This window comes from Anaerococcus jeddahensis (assembly GCF_001182725.1).
Lineage (GTDB): Bacteria > Bacillota > Clostridia > Tissierellales > Peptoniphilaceae > Anaerococcus > Anaerococcus jeddahensis.
The window spans coordinates 249,360-273,066 of sequence record NZ_CWHU01000005.1; the positions used below are offsets into that span (position 1 = coordinate 249,360).

At 28.4% G+C, this 23,707-nt stretch carries 22 protein-coding genes and 1 other annotated feature; of the genes, 16 read left to right on the top strand and 6 right to left on the bottom strand.

Translation table 11 applies throughout. The features are described 5' to 3' along the window. Positions 1–72: 72 nt before the first annotated feature. Genes BN2087_RS04285 through BN2087_RS04300 form a run of 4 tightly spaced genes read right to left on the bottom strand, consistent with a single transcriptional unit; the run spans position 73 to position 2,950 of the window. Complete coding sequence (locus tag BN2087_RS04285; protein WP_049690624.1) at positions 73–1,398, bottom strand: S41 family peptidase; 1,326 nt, start codon at positions 1,396–1,398, stop codon at positions 73–75. Between the two features lie 44 nt (positions 1,399–1,442). After that, positions 1,443–2,006, bottom strand: a complete 564-nt coding sequence (gene mnmM, locus BN2087_RS04290; RefSeq protein ID WP_049690625.1) for a tRNA 5-(aminomethyl)-2-thiouridylate-methyltransferase MnmM — start codon at positions 2,004–2,006, stop codon at positions 1,443–1,445. Next, a complete protein-coding gene (locus BN2087_RS04295) occupies positions 1,993–2,544 on the bottom strand; it encodes an ImmA/IrrE family metallo-endopeptidase (protein ID WP_049690626.1) in 552 nt (183 codons plus the stop codon). The genes mnmM and BN2087_RS04295 overlap by 14 nt, the downstream gene beginning before the upstream one ends. A gap of 7 nt (positions 2,545–2,551) precedes the next feature. Next, positions 2,552–2,950, bottom strand: coding sequence for a helix-turn-helix domain-containing protein (locus BN2087_RS04300; protein ID WP_049690627.1), 399 nt, complete (start codon positions 2,948–2,950; stop codon positions 2,552–2,554). A gap of 139 nt (positions 2,951–3,089) precedes the next feature. Between BN2087_RS04300 and dinB the strand changes: the two genes are divergently transcribed. Beyond that, on the top strand, positions 3,090–4,328 hold the full coding sequence (gene dinB, locus BN2087_RS04305; protein WP_049690628.1) for a DNA polymerase IV: 1,239 nt from the start codon (positions 3,090–3,092) through the stop codon (positions 4,326–4,328). A gap of 107 nt (positions 4,329–4,435) precedes the next feature. Here the strand turns inward: dinB and BN2087_RS04310 are convergent, their stop codons facing one another. Beyond that, positions 4,436–4,843, bottom strand: a complete 408-nt coding sequence (locus BN2087_RS04310) for a VOC family protein (RefSeq protein ID WP_049690629.1) — start codon at positions 4,841–4,843, stop codon at positions 4,436–4,438. Between the two features lie 90 nt (positions 4,844–4,933). Between BN2087_RS04310 and BN2087_RS04315 the strand changes: the two genes are divergently transcribed. The 8 genes from BN2087_RS04315 (at position 4,934) to BN2087_RS04350 (ending at position 13,486) form a co-directional block, all read left to right on the top strand. Next, positions 4,934–5,878, top strand: coding sequence for an NAD(P)-dependent oxidoreductase (locus BN2087_RS04315; RefSeq protein ID WP_049690630.1), 945 nt, complete (start codon positions 4,934–4,936; stop codon positions 5,876–5,878). Position 5,879: 1 nt separating this feature from the next. Beyond that, positions 5,880–6,494 (top strand): uridine kinase, encoded by a 615-nt coding sequence (udk, locus tag BN2087_RS04320; protein WP_049690631.1) that lies wholly within the window; start codon positions 5,880–5,882, stop codon positions 6,492–6,494. A gap of 1 nt (position 6,495) precedes the next feature. After that, positions 6,496–8,301, top strand: coding sequence for a 1,4-alpha-glucan branching protein GlgB (glgB, locus tag BN2087_RS04325; protein WP_049690632.1), 1,806 nt, complete (start codon positions 6,496–6,498; stop codon positions 8,299–8,301). Beyond that, complete coding sequence (locus BN2087_RS04330; protein ID WP_049690633.1) at positions 8,294–8,764, top strand: hypothetical protein; 471 nt, start codon at positions 8,294–8,296, stop codon at positions 8,762–8,764. The genes glgB and BN2087_RS04330 overlap by 8 nt, the downstream gene beginning before the upstream one ends. A gap of 2 nt (positions 8,765–8,766) precedes the next feature. Continuing rightward, a complete protein-coding gene (locus BN2087_RS04335) occupies positions 8,767–9,915 on the top strand; it encodes an FAD:protein FMN transferase (protein ID WP_082144177.1) in 1,149 nt (382 codons plus the stop codon). A 300-nt stretch (positions 9,916–10,215) separates the two neighbouring features. Beyond that, complete coding sequence (locus BN2087_RS04340; RefSeq protein WP_049690634.1) at positions 10,216–11,694, top strand: DUF1846 domain-containing protein; 1,479 nt, start codon at positions 10,216–10,218, stop codon at positions 11,692–11,694. Between the two features lie 374 nt (positions 11,695–12,068). Next, a complete protein-coding gene (locus BN2087_RS04345) occupies positions 12,069–12,845 on the top strand; it encodes an enoyl-CoA hydratase-related protein (RefSeq protein ID WP_049690635.1) in 777 nt (258 codons plus the stop codon). 50 nt (positions 12,846–12,895) lie between these two features. Next, positions 12,896–13,486 (top strand): membrane lipoprotein lipid attachment site-containing protein, encoded by a 591-nt coding sequence (locus BN2087_RS04350; RefSeq protein ID WP_049690636.1) that lies wholly within the window; start codon positions 12,896–12,898, stop codon positions 13,484–13,486. A gap of 49 nt (positions 13,487–13,535) precedes the next feature. Here the strand turns inward: BN2087_RS04350 and BN2087_RS04355 are convergent, their stop codons facing one another. Beyond that, positions 13,536–15,677 carry a metallophosphoesterase family protein gene (locus tag BN2087_RS04355; RefSeq protein ID WP_049690637.1) on the bottom strand — a complete coding sequence of 714 codons (2,142 nt, stop codon included), beginning with the start codon at positions 15,675–15,677 and terminating at the stop codon, positions 13,536–13,538. A 179-nt stretch (positions 15,678–15,856) separates the two neighbouring features. Then, positions 15,857–16,077, top strand: a binding site (T-box leader). A 51-nt stretch (positions 16,078–16,128) separates the two neighbouring features. Here BN2087_RS04355 and BN2087_RS04360 point away from each other — a divergent pair. The 7 genes from BN2087_RS04360 (at position 16,129) to dnaB (ending at position 23,706) form a co-directional block, all read left to right on the top strand. Continuing rightward, complete coding sequence (locus BN2087_RS04360) at positions 16,129–17,232, top strand: ABC transporter substrate-binding protein (protein ID WP_049690638.1); 1,104 nt, start codon at positions 16,129–16,131, stop codon at positions 17,230–17,232. A gap of 19 nt (positions 17,233–17,251) precedes the next feature. Next, positions 17,252–18,217 carry an ABC transporter permease gene (locus BN2087_RS04365; RefSeq protein WP_049690639.1) on the top strand — a complete coding sequence of 322 codons (966 nt, stop codon included), beginning with the start codon at positions 17,252–17,254 and terminating at the stop codon, positions 18,215–18,217. Position 18,218: 1 nt separating this feature from the next. Next, positions 18,219–18,965 (top strand): ABC transporter ATP-binding protein, encoded by a 747-nt coding sequence (locus BN2087_RS04370; RefSeq protein ID WP_049690640.1) that lies wholly within the window; start codon positions 18,219–18,221, stop codon positions 18,963–18,965. Positions 18,966–19,075: 110 nt separating this feature from the next. Beyond that, entirely contained in the window at positions 19,076–19,963 is an 888-nt protein-coding gene (locus tag BN2087_RS04375; protein ID WP_049690641.1) for a DUF2232 domain-containing protein, read from the top strand. After that, complete coding sequence (locus BN2087_RS04380; protein WP_049690642.1) at positions 19,960–21,963, top strand: DHH family phosphoesterase; 2,004 nt, start codon at positions 19,960–19,962, stop codon at positions 21,961–21,963. Before BN2087_RS04375 ends, BN2087_RS04380 begins: the two co-directional genes overlap by 4 nt. Then, positions 21,944–22,384 (top strand): 50S ribosomal protein L9, encoded by a 441-nt coding sequence (gene rplI / locus BN2087_RS04385; protein ID WP_049690643.1) that lies wholly within the window; start codon positions 21,944–21,946, stop codon positions 22,382–22,384. Before BN2087_RS04380 ends, rplI begins: the two co-directional genes overlap by 20 nt. Further along, entirely contained in the window at positions 22,384–23,706 is a 1,323-nt protein-coding gene (gene dnaB / locus BN2087_RS04390) for a replicative DNA helicase (protein ID WP_049690644.1), read from the top strand. The genes rplI and dnaB overlap by 1 nt, the downstream gene beginning before the upstream one ends. Position 23,707: the final 1 nt, after the last annotated feature.

Here is a 23,707-nt window from a genome sequence, read left to right on the forward strand (position 1 = left end):
ACTCCTTTTTTTACCAAAAGTTATCAACTAAAAAACTATACTTGATATTTTTATATAAGCAAATAGAAGGCCTTAGCCTTCTATTTCTATTATTTTTTGTATTATCGGTTGATCTTTTAAATCATCGTACCTGTTTGAATCTATACTTATATCTGGGTTTGTTTTTTCTATTTCATTTATATAACCTGATTCGGTTAGGCCTATTTCTTTTGGAAATCTTAAGACATAGCCTGAATTTGGTAAATCAATTTGCAAAGGATCTGTTCCGATTCCTCCACCGTTACTTTGACTTCCTACAAGACTTGCAAGTTTTGTTTCCTTACAAAAACTTGCAAGCATTTCAGCTGATGAATAAACTGTTGAATCAATTAGTAAATAAATATTTCCCTTAAATTTTATGGAATCTTCGCTTGGATTTATTTGCATTGGGTAGGTTGTGTAATAGTCAAATTTTGAAAGAATTTCCTTGGTATCATTTGAAAAATTGCTGGAATTTAAAAATTCGCTCACACCTTCCTTGTATTTTTCTTGGCTTATTACTTTCTCGTTTAATTGGCCGTCTTTAATAAATGAATAATAATTTGTTGAGTATGGCTTTTCAATTATTAGGGGGAGAATAAAATCTTGCCAATATCTGGAATCTCCTCCCGAATTTCCTCTTATATCAATAACCAAGGCTTTTTTATTTTTTATTTTTTTGAGATAAGATTTTAAGATTTTTTGATCTTTTGTGGAATAATCGTAATTTGTCATAGAATTTATCTTAAAATATCCTATATTTTTATCTATATCTTTTGTTTCTAGATTTTCTGTCTTAAATTCATTTGAATTATTCTTTGATTTTCCAACTATATTATTTTTTTCGTTAGGCTTTGGCCCATTTTCATATTGGTTAAATTTTAAAAAGTCATTAATTTTTTTATTATCAAGACCATATCTTCTTCTTACATTTTCTTTTTCATATATATGGCTTAAATAATGGCGCCAGTCATTTTCTGGCATTTTATAATAAGTTATATACATTTCAACTGCTTGGTTTTGGTCAATTATTTGTGTGTGGTCGTTGTTAAGCTCATACAAAATTTTATTCATTCTCAAAGCAAAATCCACATCATTTTTTGAATTTCCAATATATTTTTTGAAATCTTCTTTTTTGCCTAGCCAATCAATACCATTTATTTTCTTATTTATATCAAAATAAGGATAGTAAGTTTCCAAAATATTGTAGGCGTATTCAAAATCTTCTATATATTCATCCTTTGTTAAGTCTTTCATTTCTTTTTCTTCAAGGCTTGGAAGATTGATTTTATCAGCATTTTTGGGGCTAGTAAAATTCAAAAAAGCAAGAATTAATAAAATTGAAATGATAGCAAAGGGAAAAAGTCTTCTTTTTTTCATCTAATTATCCTTTCCTTTTTAATTATAACAAATAATATTTTAACTTACACTTTTCTTATAGAAATTAAGAAGGGAGGGGTGTTAATTTGATTGAAAAAATCATATTTTATAAGTTGAAATTTTTTTTGGTCCAAATTTTTTAGAAAATCACCAACATATAAAGCCTCGTTTTTGCCAGCTTCATGGCCTGGATAAAAAGTTATTAGGATTAGGCCTTTTTCATTTAAAAGATTTAAAGCCGATTCTAGAGATTTTATGACAGACTTATAATTTGTTGTAATTGACTTATCTCCTTTTGGCAAAAATCCTAAATTATAGATAAAAAGGTCGATTTTTTCTCCTATATATTTTTCAATATTTTTATGATCATCTAGGATAAATTTAAAATTTTCCCTTTGACCTATAAGTTTTTGGCATCTTTCTTGTGAAAGTTTTTGTATATCAAAGGCATACAAAATTTTTGGATTTTTCTTATCCAAAATAAACTTTGAATCCTTTCCGTTTCCTGCAGTCATATCGCAGGCCCTTATATTATTCTCAACCCTGTTTTCTATCAAATAATGGGAAAGTTTTACCGGATTATTTATAATTTCATCAGTATATATCATGATTTCTTATATCCTTTCCGTTAATATCCTTAAAAAATCTAGAATCTGCTTCTTCTTTTTTGATTTTCATCCCCATTCTGTGCATTTCATTTAATTTGAAAATCATAAGATTTACATTTACATCATACATAGAGGCTAGCTGATTGTAGGTGTAGCCTTCTTTTATATCATTTATAAGTTCTTTCTCATCCAAAAGAAGATGGGCTGCAAAAATATTTGCACACAATTCCATTTCGCTATTTATATCAAAAAGTTCGTATTCAATCAAATTTTCATTTTTTGCCATGTCCCTGTGATAAAGGTCATGGCCTAATTCGTGAGCAAAAACCATATTTTGAATTCTTCTGTCAACAAAGGGATTGTAAAAGACAAAAGAATTTCTTTTTATAATTTTGTACATGCCCAAAAGCTTTGTATTTTCCTTAAAAGCAATTATATTTACCCCTCTTTGAATTAAAATTTCTCTTGGATCTCGGCTGTCATATTTTTTTATTAATTTTTTTACATCATCAAAAATTTGATCGTAGAAAAAAGACATAATTCACCTAATCTTTGTGAGTATTGTATTTTTTATTTTTATTTTTGGCAATATAGTAGGCCTCTTGAATAGAATCAAGAATTGCTTTTTTATCTTCCTCATCTATTTCTCCACCAGCCATAAGGCCGATTACACCATCAACCATTTCCTTTGCATCCCTTGCTCCCTTGTAGCCGTATTTTTCTCTGGCATTAAGAATAAAATTATCCTCATCAGTTACAAGATAATCGTGACTAGTATCTAAAACTTCTGCAAGCTTATCATAAATTTTCCTATATCTTGGTTTTGATTCTCCCATTTCATATCTTGAAATAGTTTTTAAAGAAACGCCAACAAGCTTTGCAAGCTCTTCTTGGGTTAAATTTTTATTTTCACGAAGTTGTCTTAACTTAGGTCCAAAACTCATATTTTCTCCTTTAATAGACACTCAAAGGCTTTTACGACATTAAAAGTCTTGACAAAAGACATTAAGCGTCTTAAAATTTAATTAAGTCATTTAATGTCATAATTATACGTTATTAGTCATTTAGTTCAAGGAGGGAAAAATGATTAGAACAATCCTACATTCAGATATGAATTCTTGCTACGCATCAATCGAAGCTAAATTAAATCCACAATTAAAAAACAAGGCAATGGCAGTTGCAGGCGATCCAAAAAATAGGCACGGGATAATTCTTGCAAAAAGTCAAGAAGCAAAAATTATGGGAGTAAAAACGGGAGAGGCAATTTGGCAGGCAAAAATTAAATGTCCAAATTTAATTTTAGTTCCTCCTCACTATGAAAAATATTTAGAATTTTCAAGAAAGGCAAGAAAAATTTATTATTCCTATACAAATAGGGTTGAGCCCTTTGGTCTTGATGAATGTTGGCTTGATGTAAGCGAAAGTTTAAAACTTTTTGGAAATGGAGAAGAAATTGCTGGTCAAATAAGAGAAAGGATGAAAAAAGAATTGGGAATTACTGTAAGCGTTGGAGTTTCATTTAATAAAATATTTGCAAAACTTGGTTCAGATTTAAAAAAACCTGACGCAACGACCGTGATAAAAAAAGAAAATTTCAAAGAAATAGTTTGGCCCTTGGATATTTCTTCTATAATTGGGATAGGAAAGGCAACAAAAAGAAAATTAAATGGAATAGGAATTTACACTTTGGGCGATCTTGCAAAAACAGATTCTGATGCAATAAGAGGAATTTTGGGAATAAATGGACTTTATTTGTGGCAATATGCAAATGGTCTTGACGATAGGCCGGTAAAAGATTATTCCTACAGGGAAGTAATAAAAACCATAGGAAATTCATCAACTCTTGTTGAAGACTTATATACAAATGAGGAAGTCTATAATATTTTTCAAATTTTGGCATTAAATGTTTCAAAAAGACTTAGGGAAGCAAAACTTTCTTCAATGGGAGTTAAAATTTTTATAAGAGACAATAATTTGTTTTCTTTTGAATTTCAAATGCCAATAAATAATCCAACCCAATCATCCATAATTCTTTCAGAAAAAGCCATAGAACTTTTTAAGAAAAAATACAAGTGGAACTTTCCCATAAGGGCACTAGGAATTAGGGCAATAAATTTAGTAGACGAAAAAATCCCAGCCCAAACTGACATATTTTCAGATTATAAAAAAATAGTAAAAAAAGAAAAAATAGACAAGGTTATTTATGATATAAGAAAAAAATACGACAAAAATGTTTTGACTTTTGCCTCATTAAAAAATAACAAAAAATTTCCAAAAGACAAAACAGAAATAGTAACCCTTCCAAATGGAAGAATTAGATAAATAGGATTTATATCCTATTTTTTATTGATAAATTGAAAAAAATATATATAGACGAAAAAAGTTTCTGCTTAGTTTTTATCTAATTAGAAACTTTTTTCAAAAAAATTTTACTCATTATCAACTGTAGCAATAATTTGCCAAAAAACCATGTACTTATCTATCAAGGTTGTAAATAATAACTTATTAATTCTTTGAGGTTGCATCAAAACTTTAGATTCTTGTTTTAATTTTGAATAAGCCTTATATAAATTTTCACTATTTGTTTCTATTACTACTCTTCCGTTATTTCCGCTAACCCAATTTTTGTCATCGGTAGTGTCAAATAGGTATACATTATTCCCATAAATTTCTAATTTTGAATTATAAATCCTATCTCTAACTTCTTTTGGGAAATTATACATTTCAAAATCAGAATATCTGATTAATTTATGAGGTGGATCAAGTTCAAAAATATCGCAATAATATTTTATCGCTTCCAAACATTTTCCATTTTTAAATGATAAGCCAACTGCCATAATAATTCCTTTCTTTATTTAAATTTAACATAAAGGTATAATAAATTCAAGATAATAAATTATGAAAAAAAAATAAAATTGGAGGCGAAAATGAAAATTTCTTTAATTGATCCTTTAATTGTTGATGATAAAATAATTAAAAAGCACAAGAAAAAAATTGAGGCTTTGGGCCATGAATTTGAATATTTTGAAAAAAGTGCATCTTCTGATGATGAAATTATTGAAAGATTGAAAGACAGTGATGTTGCTATTATTACTAATAATAAATTTTCAAAAGATGTTATTGATAATACGGATTTAAAATTGGTTGACGTAGCTTTTACTGGTTTTAATCATGTTGATATTGAGGCTTGTAATGAAAATGATATTATAGTTGAAAATGCAAGCGGATATTCTGACGATTCTGTGGCTGAGCTTGTTATTGGCCTTACAATTTCTATAATGAGAAAATTTGATCAAAATAAAAAAAATATGTTTGAAGATGAATCTTTTAATCTGCTTGGTCAAATTATTAGGGGAAAAACTGTTGGAATTATTGGTACTGGAAAAATTGGTACAAGAGTTATTGAATTGTTTAAGGCTTTTGGTGCAAATATTTTGGCCTACAGTCGAAGTGAAAAGGAAAATGTTAAAAATCTTGGGGCAAAATATGTAAGCCTTGATGAGCTTTTGAAAAATTCTGATATTGTTTCTATTCACCTTCCTCAAAATGAAAAAACTATTGGATTTATTGGAAAAAATGAGCTTGATCTTATGAAAGATAAGGCGATTTTAATTAATTGTGCAAGAGGTCCTATTGTTGACAATGATTATTTGGCAAAATTATTGAATGAAGATAAGTTAAGAGCTGGAATTGATGTTTTTGATATGGAGCCTCCAATTGAGGCGGACTATCCTTTAAGAAATGCAAAAAACGTCCTTCTTACAAATCATGTTGGATTTTTCACTCAAGAAGCTATGGATATAAGGTGCGAAATTGTTTTTGACAACTTGTATAAGTTTCTTGATGGAAAAATTGTAAATAGAGTGAATTAATATGTATACAAAAATTATAGCTATAGCAGGCGGATCTGCTAGTGGAAAATCATCAATAGTTGAATATATTAAAAATTATTTTTCAAAAGATTTGTATGTTATCGGCCACGATAATTATTACAAGGCTCATGATGATTTACCTTTTGAAGATAGGGAAAAATTAAATTATGATAGGCCGGATTCTTTTGATAATGAAATGTTTTTAAAAGATCTTTTGGATTTAAAAGCTGGTAAGGATATTGATATGCCAACTTATGATTATAACATTCACACCAGAAGCAAAGAAACCATCCATGTATCTCCAAAAAAAATAATTTTAATTGAGGGGATTTTGGTTTTGTATGATAAAAGAATCAGGGATATTTTGGATACTTGTGTATTTATTGACGCAGACAGTGACGTTAGACTTCAAAGAAGAATTTTAAGGGATACCAAGGAAAGATCAAGAAGTTTGGAATCTGTTTTGACCCAATATATTAAACAAGTTAAGCCCATGCATGAGAAATATGTTGAACCAACCAAAAAATACGCCGACATAATAATTCCAAGAGGTGCAAAAAACACAAGAGGAATTGAAATTTTAATTAAGCATATTGAAGATTTGATTGAGGAATGAGATGGATGTGAAATTGTTTGATGTTGATTATGGAAAAATCGAATCCTATTTAAATGGAAATTCTAAAGAAGGCCATAAAATTTTTGGAGCAATAAAAAAAGATGACGGTTATCTTTTTAGGATTTTCGCGCCAAGAGCCGATATGGTTTATATCAAGGGAGATTTTTCAAATTGGCAAGAGATTCCCATGTTTAAAAATGAAAAATATGGATATTTTTATAAATTTATTAAGGCAAAAATTGGAGATTATTATAAATATGTGATTGAATCAAATGGGATGAAATTTGAAAAGTTTGATCCTTATGGAAATTATTTTGATGAATCTCCAGAATTTGCTACAAAAATTATCGATACTTCCTATAATTTTTCTGATGAAAAATGGATGGAAAAAAGAGAAAAAAATTTGGATAAGCCTGTAAATATTTATGAAATTCATCCTGGAAGTTGGTTAAGGTATAATTCTATGCCAAATTTTTTGGATATAGTTGATAAATTAATTTCTTATGTAAAGGATATGGGCTACACCCACATTGAACTTATGCCAATTACAGAACACCCATATTATCCTTCTTGGGGCTATCAAGTTTCTGGATTTTTTGCTTCATCTTCAAGGTACGGTTCTATAAATGATTTGCAAAAATTTGTAGATCTTTGCCACCAAAATGATATTGGAGTAATTTTAGATTTTGTAATAGTTCATTTTGCGAAAGATTATTATGCCCTAAAATATTTTGATGGTCACAGCCTTTATGAATCTGATTATGAAGATTTGCAATATTCAGAATGGGGCAGTTTAAATTTTGATTATTCCAAAGGTCATGTAAGAAGTTTTATGAAATCGGCTATCAATTTTTGGATAGAAAAATGCCATTTTGATGGAGTAAGAATTGATGCTGTTTCTAATATGATTTTTTATGATGGAAATAAAGATAGGGGAGAAAATCCAAATAATATTAATTTTTTGAAGGATTTAAATTATAATCTTTCAAAAGATTATCCAAATTTTATGAAAATTGCTGAGGATTCTTCTGCTTATGAATTTGTAACTTGTAAAAATTCTAATGATAGCCTAGGTTTTGACTACAAGTGGGACCTTGGTTGGATGAATGATACTTGCAAATATTTTGAAATAGATTCAATAAATAGGCACATGTATCAAGAAAAAATTAATTTTTCTATGTTTTATTTTTATAGGGAAAATTTTCTCTTACCATTAAGCCATGATGAGGTAGTTCATTTAAAAAAACCTATGATTAACAAAATGAATGGTTTTTATGAAGATAGGTTTAAACAGTTGAAATTATTAAATACTTATCAAATGACCCATCCTGGCAAAAAATTAAATTTTATGGGAAATGAGTTTGCTACTTTTGATGAGTGGGATGAGAATAAATCTTTAAATTGGGATATTTTAAAATATCCAATCCACTCAGCTTTTAAAAATTTTATTAGGGATTTAAATTATCTTTACAAGGAAAACCCAAGCTTTTACAAAAATGATTTTGAAGAAAAAGGATTTTTGTGGAAGGTAGTTGATGATAATAAAAATTCTGTTTTTGCCTATGAAAGACTTGCAGAAGATCAAAGATTTTTGATAGTATTAAATATGACAAATACTTACAAAAAATCTTATCCTATTTTTTATGATGAAGAATTGATTTTTGTTGAAAAAATAAATAATTTGGGTGAAAAATATGGTGGAGATAAATATAAAAGAGAAAATATAAAAATTAGTAAGGGGGAAAATCTTAAGCTGGAGCTTTGGGAATATGAGGCTGTGGTTTTTGAAATATTAAAAAATGAGTAGAAATAAAGAAGCTATCAATCTTTCTTGGTTGGTGGAAAAATGGACTATTTGGGATAATTCATATTTGAAAAATATTTGGCTAAATCTCGATACTTTAGATTTGGTTAGGATTAATGATGAAATTAATGACAATGAAGATATTGAAGAATCCTATATTGATATTGAAAATAATATGGACGAATTTGTTTGTATGCCTGGTCGTGAGGCTGTGAATGAAAAACTTGCTAGGGAAGTTTTTATGGATTATTTGGATAGCGTTGATAAGGATAGGCTATTTGAAAATTATAATGAATATTCTGCTGATGAAGAATTTTTGGATTTGATTTATGAGCTAGGTCTTGAAGATAAACTTCAAGATTTTAGGGATAAAGTTGCAGGATCTATCCTTTTAAACTGGGCTAATGAAGAAGATATAAAAGTAAACAAAGACATGGAAGTAATAGATTTATATGGTAGGAATTAGTTTTGAAAAATAAAAAAATAAAATTTAGTTGTTTAGTGCTAGGCTTGTGTTTAGCGCTTTCATCTTGTAATAAAAAAGTTGAAAAAGTGAAATCTGAAGCAAAAAGCAATATAAAAAATGAAATAAGCCAAGAAAATATTAAAAGTTCAAATATTTCAAATGAAGAAGGACTAAAAAAATATGATGTAACAATTTATGATTATTTTGACACAGTTACAATTTTCACAGCTTATTGTAAAAATGAAGAAGAATTTAATAAGTACAAAGACTTAGTTGATAAGAGAATGGCTGAATACCATAAACTTTTTAATAATTATGATAAATTCGAAAATGTAAATAATTTTACAACTATAAATGAAAATGCTGGAAAAGAAAAGGTTAAGGTTGATCAAAAAATAATCGACATAATTAAAGAAGGTAAAAAATGGTACGATGAAACTGATGGCGATATTGACATTGCCTACGGTAGGGTTTTAAAAATTTGGCTAGATTTAAGAGAAGCTTACGAAAAGGACAAAGATAAAATTAAACTTCCAAGCGATAAAGAATTAGAAGAAGCCGCAAAGCATAAAAATATTGATGCAATTGAAATTGATGAAAAAAATAAAACTGCCTACATCAAGGACAAGGAAGTTCAAATTGATATTGGTGGAATTGGAAAAGGCTATGCAACAGAGCTTATAAAAAGAGAATTAATGGAAAAGGGATTAAAAACAGGAATTTTATCAGTCGGTGGAGATGTTGCAATAATTGGAGAAAATCCAACAAGAAAATCTGGGCTTTTCAAAATAGCAATAAAAGATCCTTCTCTTTCAGAAGAACATCCTTACGCTGCAATAGTTTCTGTAAAAAATACTTCAGTTGTAACTAGTGGGGACTATGAAAGATACTTTGAATTAAATGGTAAAAGATATCATCATATTATAGATCCTGCAACAAATTATCCATCTACAAAATTTAAATCAGTTTCTGTAATTACTGATGATATTGCTAACGCAGACGCTCTTTCAACAGCACTTTTTATAAAAGATTTAGAAGAGGGAAAAAAATTAGCTAAAAAATTTAATGCAGAAGCCTACTGGATTGATCAAGACGGAAATACATTTAAAACTGACAATTGGGACAAATATGAAATAGATAATGAAAATTAAGATGCGAATTTGCATATATGATTGTATACAACTCCCCAAGCACGAATATCTAACTCCAAAAATTGTTGATTTCTAAATTTCAAAATTCTAAAATCGCAAACTCGCTAAGGCTCAAGCAGTGCGATTTTTGACGAATTTTTAAATTTGAAATCAAATCAATTTTTTCCGTATGAAATTCTTAGCATGGGAATTTGTATACTTTGTTAAAATAATAAGATGCAAAATCGCATCTTTTTTTTATTTAGATATTCAAAATTTTTTTCAACTAGTATATAATATTATCTATATTAGGAGGTAAGAATGGTAGAAAATGCTTTTAATAATGATAAATATATAAAAATCCAATCGGAAAGAATTGAAGAGAGGATTAAAGAATTTGATAAATTGTACCTAGAATTTGGTGGAAAATTATTTGATGATGCTCACGCATCAAGAGTTTTGCCAGGATTTTTGCCTGATTCTAAATTGCAAATGCTTAAAAAATTAAAAGATATTACAGAAATTGTAATTGTAATTAATGCAAATGATATTGAATCAAATAAAATAAGATCAGATCTTGATATAGGTTATGATAGTGAGGTTTTAAGGTTAAAAACATCTTTTGAAGATTTGGGATTTTTTGTAAATTCAATTGTAATAACCCAATTTGATAACCAACCATCAGCAATAAAATATGGAAAATATCTTGATAGTTTAAATATAAAAAATTATAGAACTTATGATATTGAAGGTTATCCAAATAATATTCCTCACATTATAAGTAAAGATGGATTTGGAAAAAATGATTATATAGAAACTACAAGAGATTTGGTAGTTGTAACAGGTCCAGGACCTGGAAGTGGAAAGCTTGCTACTTGTCTTTCACAAATGTATCTTGAAAATGAAAGAGGAGTAAACGCAGGTTATGCAAAATTTGAAACTTTTCCAGTTTGGAACCTTCCTTTAAAACATCCGGTAAATATTGCCTATGAAGCTGCAACAGCAGATTTAAATGATGTAAATATGATTGATCCTTATCATCTTGAAGCTTATGGAGAAACAACTGTAAATTATAATAGGGACGTTGAAGCTTTTCCAATTTTAAAACAAATGTTTGAAAAAATTTCTGGATCTTGCCCTTACAAATCACCAACAGATATGGGAGTAAATATGGTTGGTTTTTGTATAGATGACGAAGAAAAAACTATAGAAGCTAGTAAAAATGAAATAATAAGAAGATATTATAACGCTCTTGTTGACTATAAACTTGCAAAATCAGATTATAAGCCAGTAGAAAAAATTGAAATTTTGATGAGTGGTTTAAATCTTGAAAAAAGCGACAGGAAAGTTGCAGAAAAAGCAAGAGAAAAACAAAAAGAAAAAAATGCAGAAATTTTTGCAATTGAACTTGGCAAAGGAAAAATTGTTACAGGAAAAAAATCAAAATTGATGTCATCACCTGCAGCATGTATTTTAAATGCCTTGAAAGAAATTTCTGGAATAAATGATGAAATACCATTAATATCCCCACACATCCTAGAGCCTGTAATAAAACTAAAAGAAGATATATTAAAAGAAAGAGACGAATCACTTTCTGTAAATGATGTATTGATTGCTCTTTCAATATCAGCAACAACAAATCCAGTTAGTCATTTGGCTCTTGAAAATTTAAATAAATTAAAGGGACTTGACGCTCATTCAACAATAATTTTGGACGAAAGCGACAAAAAAACTCTATTAAAAATGCATTTTAATTTCACCCAAGATCCTGTTTTATCACAAGGACATTTAAATATTTAAAAAATCCCCAAAATTGGGATTCAGAGCATAGACAAACCCTCAAGCACGAATATCTGACTTCAAAAATTGTTGATTTCTAAATTTTAAAATTCTAAAATCGCAAACTCGCTAACGCTCAAACAATGCGATTTTTGTCGAATTTTTAAATTTGAAATCAAATCAATTTTTTCCGTATGATATTCTTAGCATGAGGATTTGTATACTTTATCGACAGTCTGAATCCCCAAAAAGGGGATTTTTTATTTGCAAATTTATTTTTTAAAAATTCAAATAAATTTATAATTTTATTTACTATATTTGCTTGACAATAATTAATCAATGTTATAAGATGAATTTATAGAAAGCGTTTTTAAAAAAATCTTAAAGGAGAAAATATGAATAACGTAAAAGTAGATGTAAAAAATGAAATTGCTTATGTAACAATTGATAGACCAAAAGCTTTGAATGCTTTAAATTCAGAAACTTTAAAAGAATTAAATGAAACTTTTTCAGATATAAGAGATAGAAAAGATGTAAAAGTTTTAATTCTTACAGGTGGCGGAGAAAAATCTTTTGTAGCTGGTGCTGATATTTCTGAAATGGTAAATGCTACAGCTCAAGAAGGAAGAGCAATGAGTATGCTTGCTTATGAAACTTTCAATATGCTTGAAGAAATGCCACAAGTTACAATTGCAGCTGTAAATGGCTTTGCTCTTGGTGGCGGTTGCGAAATTTCTATGGCTTGTGATATTAGAGTTGCTTCTAAAAATGCTATATTTGGTCAACCTGAAGTTGGTCTTGGAATTATTCCAGGATTTGGTGGAACTCAAAGACTTCCAAGACTTGTTGGAAAAGGAATTGCAAAAGAATTAATTTTTACAACAGATTCTATAAAAGCTGACGAAGCTTACAGAATTGGTCTTGTAAATCACGTTGTTGAAAAAGAAGAATTAATTGATTTTTGTACAAAAATGGCAGAAAAAATTATTTCAAAAGCATCTTATGCAATAACTCTTGCAAAACAAATTATAAATCTTGGACTTGAATCTGACCTTCACACAGGAATCCAATTAGAAGCAAATACTTTCGCATCAACTTTTGAAACTCACGATAAAAAAGAAGGAATGACAGCCTTTTTAGAAAAAAGAAAAGCAGATTTATCTGATTTTTAATTGAAATTTATTAGCCCAGTTTAACTGGGCTTTTTTTAAAAGGAAAAATTATGAAAAACAAATTTATATATTTACTTTTTTTGGCCCTGATTTTATCTGGGTGTTCAAAAAAATCTACAAGAATTATTGAAAATGATTCGAATACTAATGATGAAATTATTTCAAGTGATTTTAGTGAAAAAAATTCACCTGATAAGACTTCTATAAAAAGTAATAATCTTGAAAAAAATTCAGCTAAAAAAACTGAAAAAAAGGATAATGAAGATCAAAAAGAAAATTTAAATCTTTTGACCGATACTGGATCTTACTCAGCAACTTTAATTGATAAATCTCAAGCAGATCCTAGATTTGGATATATTGATAATGTAAAATTTGAAAATGGATACTTAGTTTTCACTGGTGTTTTAAATTATAATGAAAACTTACATGAAGGAAGTGGAGATACAGTTTTTGATCAAGGAGAATACAAGTTTAAACTTGATGAAAATGTAAAATTATTTGCAAGAAGTGGCCTTGCAGAACCTGAGTATATGAATCAAAAAGAATTTATGGATTATGTAAATGAATGTATGGGAAGTGGTTTGGCATTTATTATAAATGTTGAAGATTCTCTTGCAAAAGAAATTATCATTTCAAGTTAAAAAAACTCTTGCAAAAAATTTAATGGTTAAAATTTTTTGCAAGAGTTTTTTATTTTTCATCTTCATATTCCACATATGAAAAATAGTGGTCTCTTTCGTTTAAATCTTCATTTTCGTAAGTTTCTATTACTTCCTTGTTGATTGATTTTACCAAATCTATTATATATGATCTTAGATTTGCTCTTCCAAACATTTTTTTGCCCAAATTTTGTTTTATACTTGTAACTTTTTGATAATTTACTATATATTTTGCAAGATCAACTCCTTGGACTCTTCTTTTTTTGACAATAAATTTTGATATAAAGGTCAAAAGATCATAGAGTGTGTTTGATTTTCTTTTTAAATATCTTATCAAGCTTCTAAAAAATAATCCCTTTATGGAAACTAGCTTGTCAAAAAAGGCATCTTTTGATCCGTCTATTTCAAATCTTATATTTTTAGTTAAAAATTCAAAAATTTCATTTATTTCTTCTTGGCAATAATCTATAAATTCATCTGTGATTGAATATTGTGGATTATTTAATTTTGCCATAAATTCTACTACAAAAGAAGGAGTAGTTTTTTCATCAAGGGCCCTATACTGGTAAATATAATTTGCAAAATCGTAAAGAGTATGGCCATCTTTTGAAATTTTCATAGAAAGTCCCTTTTTCATGATCTTATCGTAATAATAAATCATATTATCGGTAGTCATAATTTTTTCTTCAAATTGTTTTATTAAAATTTCCAAACATTCTTCCAAATTTTTCGCCTTAATCAAGGCGTGGGACTTGTATGAATCAATTTTTATAAAAATTTCCCCATCAGCCTCAAGAATATTTACAAAACCTAATTTTTTTAAGTGAATAGGAAAGATATTTTTATAAATTTTTAAAAGTTCATTTATATATCCATTTTCTGGAAGTATATATCCATTTTCTGGAAGCCTTATTTTTAAATTTGAATTTAGCCTATCAAGGGCAAATTTTTTTATATCCATTTCAGAAATTAAAGGATTTTTTGCCATTGAATGAACGTAATTAAACAAGACATCCTTTAGGGACAATTGGTTTTTTAGGGCATAGGCTATTGAATTATCAACTTTTATTAACTCATCCGATAAATTTGTAAAGGTAAATGATTTTATTAGTTGAGTTTTTGAATCAAGGGAGAAGCCTTGAAATTCTTTTACATCATCCAAAATATTAAGGTGTCTTATTGGGAGGGGATAGGTCACGGTTGAACCTGTTTGAATATTAAATATTTCATTTCCCAAAGCTGACTTATATTTTGCAGTTCCATTTTCGTGCAAGTGACCTGTAAATAAAAATTTCACTCCCATATCAGCCAAAACTTCTATTGGAAGTTTATCGTTAACTCTTGGATCACTATCTTTGTATTTTTCATTCCAATTTTTTATGATAAAGGGTCCCAAAACCAGTCTTTGGTCTCTAAAATTTGGAATAAAAGCATGGTGAGAAATTACAAAAACCATATCAGCTCTTTTTTTGGCCTCATCTATTTTTTCTATTGCCCATTTTATTAAATTTTTATCAAGAGCACCAACAACATTATTTTTTCCGTCTTTGTGATTTTGCTCGTAATCACAAGAATAAATTGAAGTATCAAGAAAAATTAAGGATAGGGAGTTTTTTTCTTTTAAATTTGTATTTATTCTTGCAACATATGAACCATATCCTTGACCGTAATAGGAATTTTTAAAATTTCTATTATATTTTTTATTAATGAAATCAAGATAGGATTTAAAAATTCCTGTATCCTTATAAAATTCTAAAACTTTATCCTTGTACAAAAAATCATAAATTTCAAAAAATTCTTTAGGCCCAATCCAATCGGTACTTTTTAAATTTTTATAGTCAAAAGCCTGCTTATTATTTATGTCGTGGTTTCCTGGAATTAAAAAAATTCTTCTTGAAGGATCTTCGTCTATCCAAGTTTTTAAAATTTCTTTTACTTCATAATGAGAAAGTTTTTCCCCGTCTTTTGTCAAATCACCAGGAATTATTATATATTTGCTATCATTTAAACTGGAAAGATTCAAAGCTTCTTTCAAAAGGCCTTGTCCTTCAACCAAAAATTTTCTATCATATCTAATAGCCATATTAAATTCTTTATTATCAGCCATAAATTCTCTTGCCAAAATATGGGTGTCAGAGATAATGCTTAATTTTATATTTTTTTCATTTTTCATAAATTCCACTTCCCTTTTCATCTTAATTTAAATATACCCCATAAAGAAAAATATGTTTTGAATTTGCATTTTAAAAATAAAAAATTAAAATAGCAATTGAATAATTTTTTTGAAGATAAAAAAATTTTAAATTTAATCTTGACTAAATTAGTATGGATTGTATAATATTTTCGTAATATAAAAAAGCAATGAAAAGAAGAGTAGGTTTGTCATACTTTACAGAGAGGTTATTTGCTGAGATTAACCAAGTTAAAACAAATTGAAATGCATCTTAGAGTTCTACACCGATATTAGGCTGTAGCGGCTTCTCCCGTTAAAGAGATAAGGGTTAATAGACCCTGAGAGATTTTTATTATTTAATGAAAATAAAAAGGTGGAATCACGGTAGCTCGTCCTTTGTTAGGACGGGCTTTTTCTATTGTTTTTTATAAAAAAATATTTAGGAGGATTTATGAAAATAAAATCAAAAATTGTTGGAGTCTTACTTATTGGATCTCTTGTTTTTACAGGATGCCAAAGTCAAATAAATAATGGAGAAAATTCAACTGAAAAGAAAAGTTCAGTTTCAAGTGAAGTAAGTAAAAAAGATAAAAGATTTGAAGATGTTCAAAAAATTGCCGCTGAAAATGCAAAAAAAGATATCAAAGAGGAGCCAAGATACAAGGATAAAATAAAATTAGGATATTCTGGTGACTTGTGCTTGGGTGGACCAAATATTGCAAATTTAAATGGATATTTTAAAAATCGTGATGTTGAAGTTGAATTTGTAAATACAAAAAATCCTAAAGATGCTCTTGGAAGTGGAAAACTTGATGGTTTAGTTGGAGAGTTTGCAGCCATGGTTGTTCCTGCTACAAAAGGACTTGATATAGTATTTTCATCAGCATCTCACACAGGATGTAAATCACTTTATGTTTTAAATGAAAGCAAAATTACAAAAACAAAAGAGCTTGAAGGAAAAAATCTTGCAATAACAAATGGAATTGGAAATTCAAATCACAATACTGCTTTAAGATTTTTTAACCACGATGATGTTGATCCTGATAAGGTTACTTACAAACAAGTTGATAATGCAGCAGTTATCCAAGCAATGAAAGATGGAGAAATTGATTCTGCAGTTTTGGATGATCAATTTGCCAAAAAATTTGTTGATAAGGGAGAAATTAGAGCTATTAGATCTATGACTCATGATGATGATTTTGGAAAAGAAGTTTGCTGTGTCCTTGCCTTTAATGGAAAATTTGCAAAAGAAAATCCATTAATAGCTGAAAAGATTGCATCTGCTATCCAAGAAGCAAATTCTTACATGCAAAATAATCCGAAAGAGGCTACACAAAAATTATTTGACAATAAGCTTGCAAGTGGAGATTTTGATGCAGGACTTGAGCTTATAAAATCTTATGATTATTCTGTAAAAAATGATCTTGCAGAAAAAACTTTAAAATCAATTTTCACAGATTATAAAGAAATTGGTCTAATTGAAGATGAAAGAAGTGTTGATGAGTTAATGAAATCATACTGGCTTCCAATGGGAAGTTTTTATGATGAAAAATAAAATTAAAAAAGGATAAAATATGGAAGAGATTAAAGACGATAATGGAAAAAAAATAATTTTTAGAAAAATTTTGCCAATAATTTTTGGGATATTTTCAATTTTAGAATATTTATATTTTCCAAACTATGACAAAGAAATGATAGCTACGCCCGTATATTTATATTTTTTGATAAGTTTACTGGCAATTTATGGGATGTTTTTTATAATATCATTTAAAAATGAAAAGTTAAGCGAAAATTTGGATTATAAGGCGCCCTTATTTGCCTTTGTCTTTTTGCTTTTAACAATTTATGATCTTTTAACTTTAAAATTTTCGATTTTACCATTGCCATATTTTGCATGGCTTGATATGATCATGAATTCTATGATTGCCGACAAGGGATTTTTGCTTGAATCAACTCTTGCAAGTTTGAAATTATTATTTACAGGATATTTTATAGGATCAATTATAGGAATTACTACTGGAATTTTTGCTGGATATTCAAAAAAAGTTGATTATTGGGTTGATCCTTTTTTAAAATTATTGGGACCAATTCCTACAACAACTTGGATTCCTGTAGTTATGGTTCTTGCGACAAGTCTTTTTGGTGGAGCTGTTTTTATAATTGGACTTGGTGTTTGGTTTCAAACAACTCTTGCAACAATGACAGGAATTAAAAATGTCGATAAATCTTATTATGAAGCTGCCAAAACTTTGGGAGCAAGCCAAAATGAATTGGTAAGAAAAATTGCTCTTCCATCAGCAAGTCCAAATATTTTTCAAGGATTAATTTCAGCCATGAGCTCAGCTTGTACATCACTAATTGTTGCAGAAATGCTCGGTGTAGAATCTGGACTTGGTTGGTATATAACTTGGAAATCTTCATGGGCAGATTATTCTTCAATGTATGGAGCAATAATTATTTTGGCCCTTACCTTTATAATAGTAAATGTAATTTTAAAAAAGATTTCTAACAGGGCCTTAAGTTGGCAAAAGGAAGTGTAGAATGGAAAAATTAGAATTAAAAAATGTATCAAAAGTTTTTGAAAAAATTGACGAAAATGAAAAAACACACGCTCTTAAAAATATAAATTTATCAATAAAAAATAATGAATTTGTTTCGATAGTTGGCCCATCGGGTTGTGGAAAATCAACCATGTTAAGATTGATTTCAGGTCTAATTAAACCAAGTCAAGGTGAAATTTTATTGGATAAGAAAATTATTGATAAACCCTCATCAAGAAAGGGCATGGTCTTTCAAAAACCCACACTTTTTCCTTGGCTAAGTGTTGGAGAAAATGTAGGATTTTCTGGATCCTTAAAAAATGAAGAAAAAATTGACGAGAAAGAAATTGATCAAATGTTAAAAAAAGTAGGCCTTTATGAATTTAAAAATTCTTATCCAAAAGAATTATCAGGAGGAATGGCTCAAAGAGTTTCATTAATTAGGACTATGATTTCAAAACCAGAAATATTTTTGCTTGATGAGCCTTTGGGAAGCCTTGATGCTTTCACAAGAATGAATATGCAAGATGAAATTTTAAATTTGTGGCAAGAAATTAAAAATCTTATGATTATGGTAACTCATGATGTGGAAGAAGCTGTTTATATGTCTACAAAAATTATAATAATGGAACCAAGACCAGGAAGAGTTAAAGAAGTTGTAGATATTAATTTGGATTATCCAAGAGATAGGACAAGCCAAAAATTTATTGAATACAGAAATAAAATTTTAAAAGTTTTAAATTATTAATTTATTTTTTAAAAAATCAAATTAAGCTAACCTTATTTTTTGGTTAGCTTTTTTTTGTAAAAATTGTATAATTTATGTGATAAACATCCTAAAAAATAGAAAGGATTTTTATGGTTGATTCTAAAAAAAATGAAAGAGTAAGTGCAATAATCTTTGGACTTATAAATGTAGGACTTGTTTTTCTTTCTACATATTATTTGATTTTTGCATTTTGTGTGCCGATTTTTACGGCTATAAAATTGTGGGATTTGGATGATAAAAATAAGCCAATATTTTTATTTGTTAGCGGATTATTTTTGGCTTTAATTGATAGAAATTTAGCTTATTTTCTCATGCTTCCAATGTTAATAGCTGGACTTGTAATTTATTACATAATTAAAAGAAATAAAACTGACAAGGATTCAATAAAAATTCTTACACTAATATTTTCAGTTTTATCTTTGGCGATTATTGGGTATCTTTACACTAAGACAGGTTTAAAAATAAATGATTTAGTAAAAAATATAGAAAAAGTATTTGTTGAACAAGATTTTAAATTTGATAAGGAAATAATAAGAAAAAGTTTAAAAACTATGCCATCTCTTGTAGTTTTCTTCTCATTAATTTATAGTATGATTTCTTTAAAATTGGTTAGAAATTACTTGAATTATAAAAATGAAAATATAAGGGATTTAAGAAGAGTTAATACAATAAGAATTGAAGTTAAAGATTTAATACTTATTTTTGCCTCTTTGATTATTTCTATAGTTTTAAGTAAACTCTTAGGATTTTCAAAAGAATTTATATATTTAAATTCAATAATGACTTTAAAATTAATATTTTCTATAAATGGAATTTTACTTATAGATTATTTTGTAACATTAAGGAAAAACAAATTATCAAGAGTCTTTAATTGGTTTTTATTGTTTATATTATTTTCCTACGCTGGAGAAATAATTGCCCTTATTGGTCTTATTGATACATTTGTTAATCTTAGAAAAAAAGTGAGGATAAGATGAAAGATAAATTAAGGTATTTTACAAAAGAAAATTATATATTTATACTGATATTGCCTCTTATTATTTCTTTAATCTTATTTTTTTATGAAAAAATATTTGCAACTATTGGTCTAATTTTTGTGGTTTTATTATATTTTTACATAAAAAAAATAGATGATCACAATGAAGATTATTTTCAAGCTTATATTGATGAGATGGATTATTCTTTTGATGAAATAACCAAAAACGTAGTATTTCAAATGCCATTTCCAATAGTAATTTTGGAAGATGGAAAAACAATCAAGTGGCATAATTCAAATTTTAAAGAATTGTTCGAAGCTAAAAATTTGATAGGAAAAAGTGTAAATAACTTTATAGCAGATTTTAATTCAATTGATTTTACAAAAAAATCCACAGATCCTATAACAGTTGATATTTACGGTAAGGTTTATGAATTTTATTATTCTACAATAAAAAGAGAAAAATTTGATGATGAGCTTACCTTTGTCTATGGAATTGACAATACAAGTGATGAAAATATTAAAAAAATATTTAAAGATAGAAGACTTGTAGTTTTAACGATGTATATTGATAATTTTGATGATTTAAGACAATCAACCAAGGCAAGTGACAGGTCATCACTTACTGGAGAAATTGATAGGCTAATAATGAATTATTTTGACAAATATGGTGCCATGGTCAGAAAATATGAAAATGATAGGTACATGGTAATGATTCATTTTGAAGATTATAAAAAAATTTATGACAGTAAATTTAAAATTTTGGATATGGTAAGGGATGTCAAAAAAGGAAATTCTATCCAACCAACCCTATCTGTTGGTGTTGGTTTATCTGGATCAAAACCATTTGACGTTTATGAAGAATCAAGGATTTCAATAGACATTGCCCTATCCCGTGGAGGAGATCAAGTTGTAATTAAAGAAGGAGATAATTACGAATATTTTGGAGGAAAATCAAAAGCAACAGAAAAAATTTCCAAAGTAAGAAGTCGTGTTATTTCTCAAACTTTAAAAAGATTGGTAGAAAATTCATCAAAAGTTTTTGTCATGGGCCACAACAATCCAGACATGGATTCTTTTGGATCATCTCTTGGAATTTATGAGGGAATAAAAAGTATTGGAAAAGATTGTTATTTCGTTTTAAATGATATAAACAAACCAATTGAAAATATTTATAATAGAACAGTTGAAGATTTGGAAGGCTTTAGGGAAGATATAGTTACAGAAATTAAGGCTTTGGAATTAATGGACCAAGGTTCTTTAGTAATTGTAACTGATAATCACAGAAAAAATTCTACAGAAGCTCCATCACTTTTGGATAAAACTGATCAAATTGTAATAATTGATCATCACAGAAGGGGAAATGATTATATTAGAAATGCTACAATTTCTTACATCGAACCTTACGCATCTAGTGCAAGTGAGCTTGTAACAGAAATTTTAAATTACTTTGATGAATCATTTAAGGCAAGAGTTCCAGTTGCAGAAGCTCTTCTTGCAGGTTTAACTGTAGATACTAAAAATTTTGTCTACCAAACAGGAGTAAGAACTTTTGAAGCTGCATCAATTTTAAAAAGATGGGGAGCAGATTCTATTATAATTAAAAGAATGTTCAAAGATGATTTTGAAATAGTTAAATATAAATCAGAAGTTATAGCTGATTCGACAGTTGTTTATGATTTTATAGCAATTGGTCATTTTAATAGGGAAATGGACGGCTCAACTTTGATAGCAAGTCAAGCGGCTGATGATTTATTAAATATAAAAGGTGTTAAGGCAAGTTTTGTTTTAACAAGATCAAACGATAAAATTCACATATCAGGAAGAAGTTTGGGAGATATTTCAGTTCAATTAATTTTGGAAAGAATAGGTGGAGGAGGACATTTGACCTCAGCTGCAACCCAACTTGATATGAGTATTGAAGAAGCAGAAATTATGCTTAAAAAAGCAATTAAGGAATATTTAGAGGAGGAAATACAAGATGAAGATAATATTGACTGAAGATGTTAAAAAAATTGGTAAAAAAGGTGAAGTAGTAAATGTAAAACAAGGTTACTTTAGAAATTTTATTTTGCCAAACAATCTCGGTGTAGAAGCAAATAAAGAAAATTTAGCTAAACTTAATGAGCACTTAAAAGAGCTTCAAAAAGAAGAAGATAAAAATATTAAAGAAGCTAATGAAAATAAAGAAAAAATTGAAAATACAGAAGTAACAATCAAGGTAAAAGCTGGAGAAAATGGAAAATTATTTGGTTCAATTACAAATATGGATATTAAAAAAGCTCTTGATGAGAAAAATATAGAAGTTGATAAGAAAAAAATCGACAAGGCTGATATTGATTCCTTAGGATCATATGAAGTTGTAATTAAACTCTACCAACAAATTTCTGCAAAATTAAAAGTGAATGTAGAGGCCGAATAATGGAAGAGTCTCTAAGGCAAATGCCTAGTGACATTAATTCAGAAATGGCCATAATTGGTTGTATAATTAAAAAAAGTGAAACCATAGACCAGGCTATACAATTAGTAAAGCCATATGAGTTTTATGATTCAAGATGCCAAAGAATTTATAAGACTTTAGTTAATATGTATCAAAAAGATATAAAAATAGATGAAGTAAGTCTTATTTCAAAATTAAAATCAGAGAACATCTTGGAAGAAGTTGGGGGAGAGAAGTTTATTTTAGAGATAACACTCTCCTCATTTTATACTCCAAACATGGACCAATACTGTGAAAATGTCAAAGAAAAAGCCTTACTTAGAGCTTTAATTGGAGCTTGCGATGATATAGTTGGAAAATCTTACGAGCAAAAAAAAGATGCCAAAGAAGTAATCGAGATGGCGGAATCAAAAATTTTTGAAATAAGCCAAAAAAATCTTGAAAAAGGTCTTGTTAGAGTTTCAGAAACTATGGATGAAACAATCAAACAATTGGAGCTTCTAAGTTTAAATGATGGAAAAATCACTGGAGTTACTACAGGAATTTCAAGTGTCGACAACAAATTATCAGGTCTTCAAAATTCTCAATTAATTTTACTTGCAGCAAGACCTGCAATGGGAAAAACTGCTCTTGGACTTACTATGGGTTGGAATGCAGCAAATGCTGGAAAATCGGTTGCCTTTTTTTCATTAGAAATGTCAACCTACCAATTAAATCAAAGATTAATTTCTATGGTTTCCATGATTGATCTTGAAAAAATAATTACAGGAAATTTGGAAGCTGACGAGTGGATTGAAATAATAAATGCAATTACAAAAATTAAAGAAAAAGAAATTTATGTTGACGAAACTCCAGGCATAACTTTGTCAGAGCTTAGGAGTAAGTGCAAAAGATTAAAAGCTGAAGAGGGATTAGATTTAATTGTAATTGATTATTTGCAACTTATGACAGGCGAGGGAAGATTTGATAACAGGCAACAAGAAATTGCACAAATTTCAAGAGGATTAAAATCTTTATCAAAAGAAATAAATTGTCCGGTTTTATCTCTAGCCCAATTATCTCGTGAGGCCGACAAAAGATCTGACCACAAGCCAATTTTATCAGACCTTCGTGAATCTGGAGCAATCGAGCAAGATGCTGATGTTGTTATGCTTTTGTTTAGGGAAGATTATTATGATGAAGATGATAATCCAAATGTTGCAAAAGTTATTTTGGCAAAGCACAGAAATGGGCCAACAGGTCTTATGGAATTATTTTTCCACAAACAATGTACGACTTTTAAAGATTTAAAACACGAAGATTAAA

Excerpts from the sequence above, each read along its gene's own strand:
- BN2087_RS04285 (WP_049690624.1), bottom strand. The coding sequence starts at position 1,398 with ATGAAAAAAAGAAGACTTTTTCCCTTTGCTATCATTTCAATTTTATTA.
- mnmM (WP_049690625.1), bottom strand. The coding sequence starts at position 2,006 with ATGATATATACTGATGAAATTATAAATAATCCGGTAAAACTTTCCCAT.
- BN2087_RS04295 (WP_049690626.1), bottom strand. The coding sequence starts at position 2,544 with ATGTCTTTTTTCTACGATCAAATTTTTGATGATGTAAAAAAATTAATA.
- BN2087_RS04300 (WP_049690627.1), bottom strand. The coding sequence starts at position 2,950 with ATGAGTTTTGGACCTAAGTTAAGACAACTTCGTGAAAATAAAAATTTA.
- dinB (WP_049690628.1), top strand. The coding sequence starts at position 3,090 with ATGATTAGAACAATCCTACATTCAGATATGAATTCTTGCTACGCATCA.
- BN2087_RS04310 (WP_049690629.1), bottom strand. The coding sequence starts at position 4,843 with ATGGCAGTTGGCTTATCATTTAAAAATGGAAAATGTTTGGAAGCGATA.
- BN2087_RS04315 (WP_049690630.1), top strand. The coding sequence starts at position 4,934 with ATGAAAATTTCTTTAATTGATCCTTTAATTGTTGATGATAAAATAATT.
- udk (WP_049690631.1), top strand. The coding sequence starts at position 5,880 with ATGTATACAAAAATTATAGCTATAGCAGGCGGATCTGCTAGTGGAAAA.
- glgB (WP_049690632.1), top strand. The coding sequence starts at position 6,496 with ATGGATGTGAAATTGTTTGATGTTGATTATGGAAAAATCGAATCCTAT.
- BN2087_RS04330 (WP_049690633.1), top strand. The coding sequence starts at position 8,294 with ATGAGTAGAAATAAAGAAGCTATCAATCTTTCTTGGTTGGTGGAAAAA.
- BN2087_RS04340 (WP_049690634.1), top strand. The coding sequence starts at position 10,216 with ATGGTAGAAAATGCTTTTAATAATGATAAATATATAAAAATCCAATCG.
- BN2087_RS04345 (WP_049690635.1), top strand. The coding sequence starts at position 12,069 with ATGAATAACGTAAAAGTAGATGTAAAAAATGAAATTGCTTATGTAACA.
- BN2087_RS04350 (WP_049690636.1), top strand. The coding sequence starts at position 12,896 with ATGAAAAACAAATTTATATATTTACTTTTTTTGGCCCTGATTTTATCT.
- BN2087_RS04355 (WP_049690637.1), bottom strand. The coding sequence starts at position 15,677 with ATGAAAAATGAAAAAAATATAAAATTAAGCATTATCTCTGACACCCAT.
- BN2087_RS04360 (WP_049690638.1), top strand. The coding sequence starts at position 16,129 with ATGAAAATAAAATCAAAAATTGTTGGAGTCTTACTTATTGGATCTCTT.
- BN2087_RS04365 (WP_049690639.1), top strand. The coding sequence starts at position 17,252 with ATGGAAGAGATTAAAGACGATAATGGAAAAAAAATAATTTTTAGAAAA.
- BN2087_RS04370 (WP_049690640.1), top strand. The coding sequence starts at position 18,219 with ATGGAAAAATTAGAATTAAAAAATGTATCAAAAGTTTTTGAAAAAATT.
- BN2087_RS04375 (WP_049690641.1), top strand. The coding sequence starts at position 19,076 with ATGGTTGATTCTAAAAAAAATGAAAGAGTAAGTGCAATAATCTTTGGA.
- BN2087_RS04380 (WP_049690642.1), top strand. The coding sequence starts at position 19,960 with ATGAAAGATAAATTAAGGTATTTTACAAAAGAAAATTATATATTTATA.
- rplI (WP_049690643.1), top strand. The coding sequence starts at position 21,944 with ATGAAGATAATATTGACTGAAGATGTTAAAAAAATTGGTAAAAAAGGT.
- dnaB (WP_049690644.1), top strand. The coding sequence starts at position 22,384 with ATGGAAGAGTCTCTAAGGCAAATGCCTAGTGACATTAATTCAGAAATG.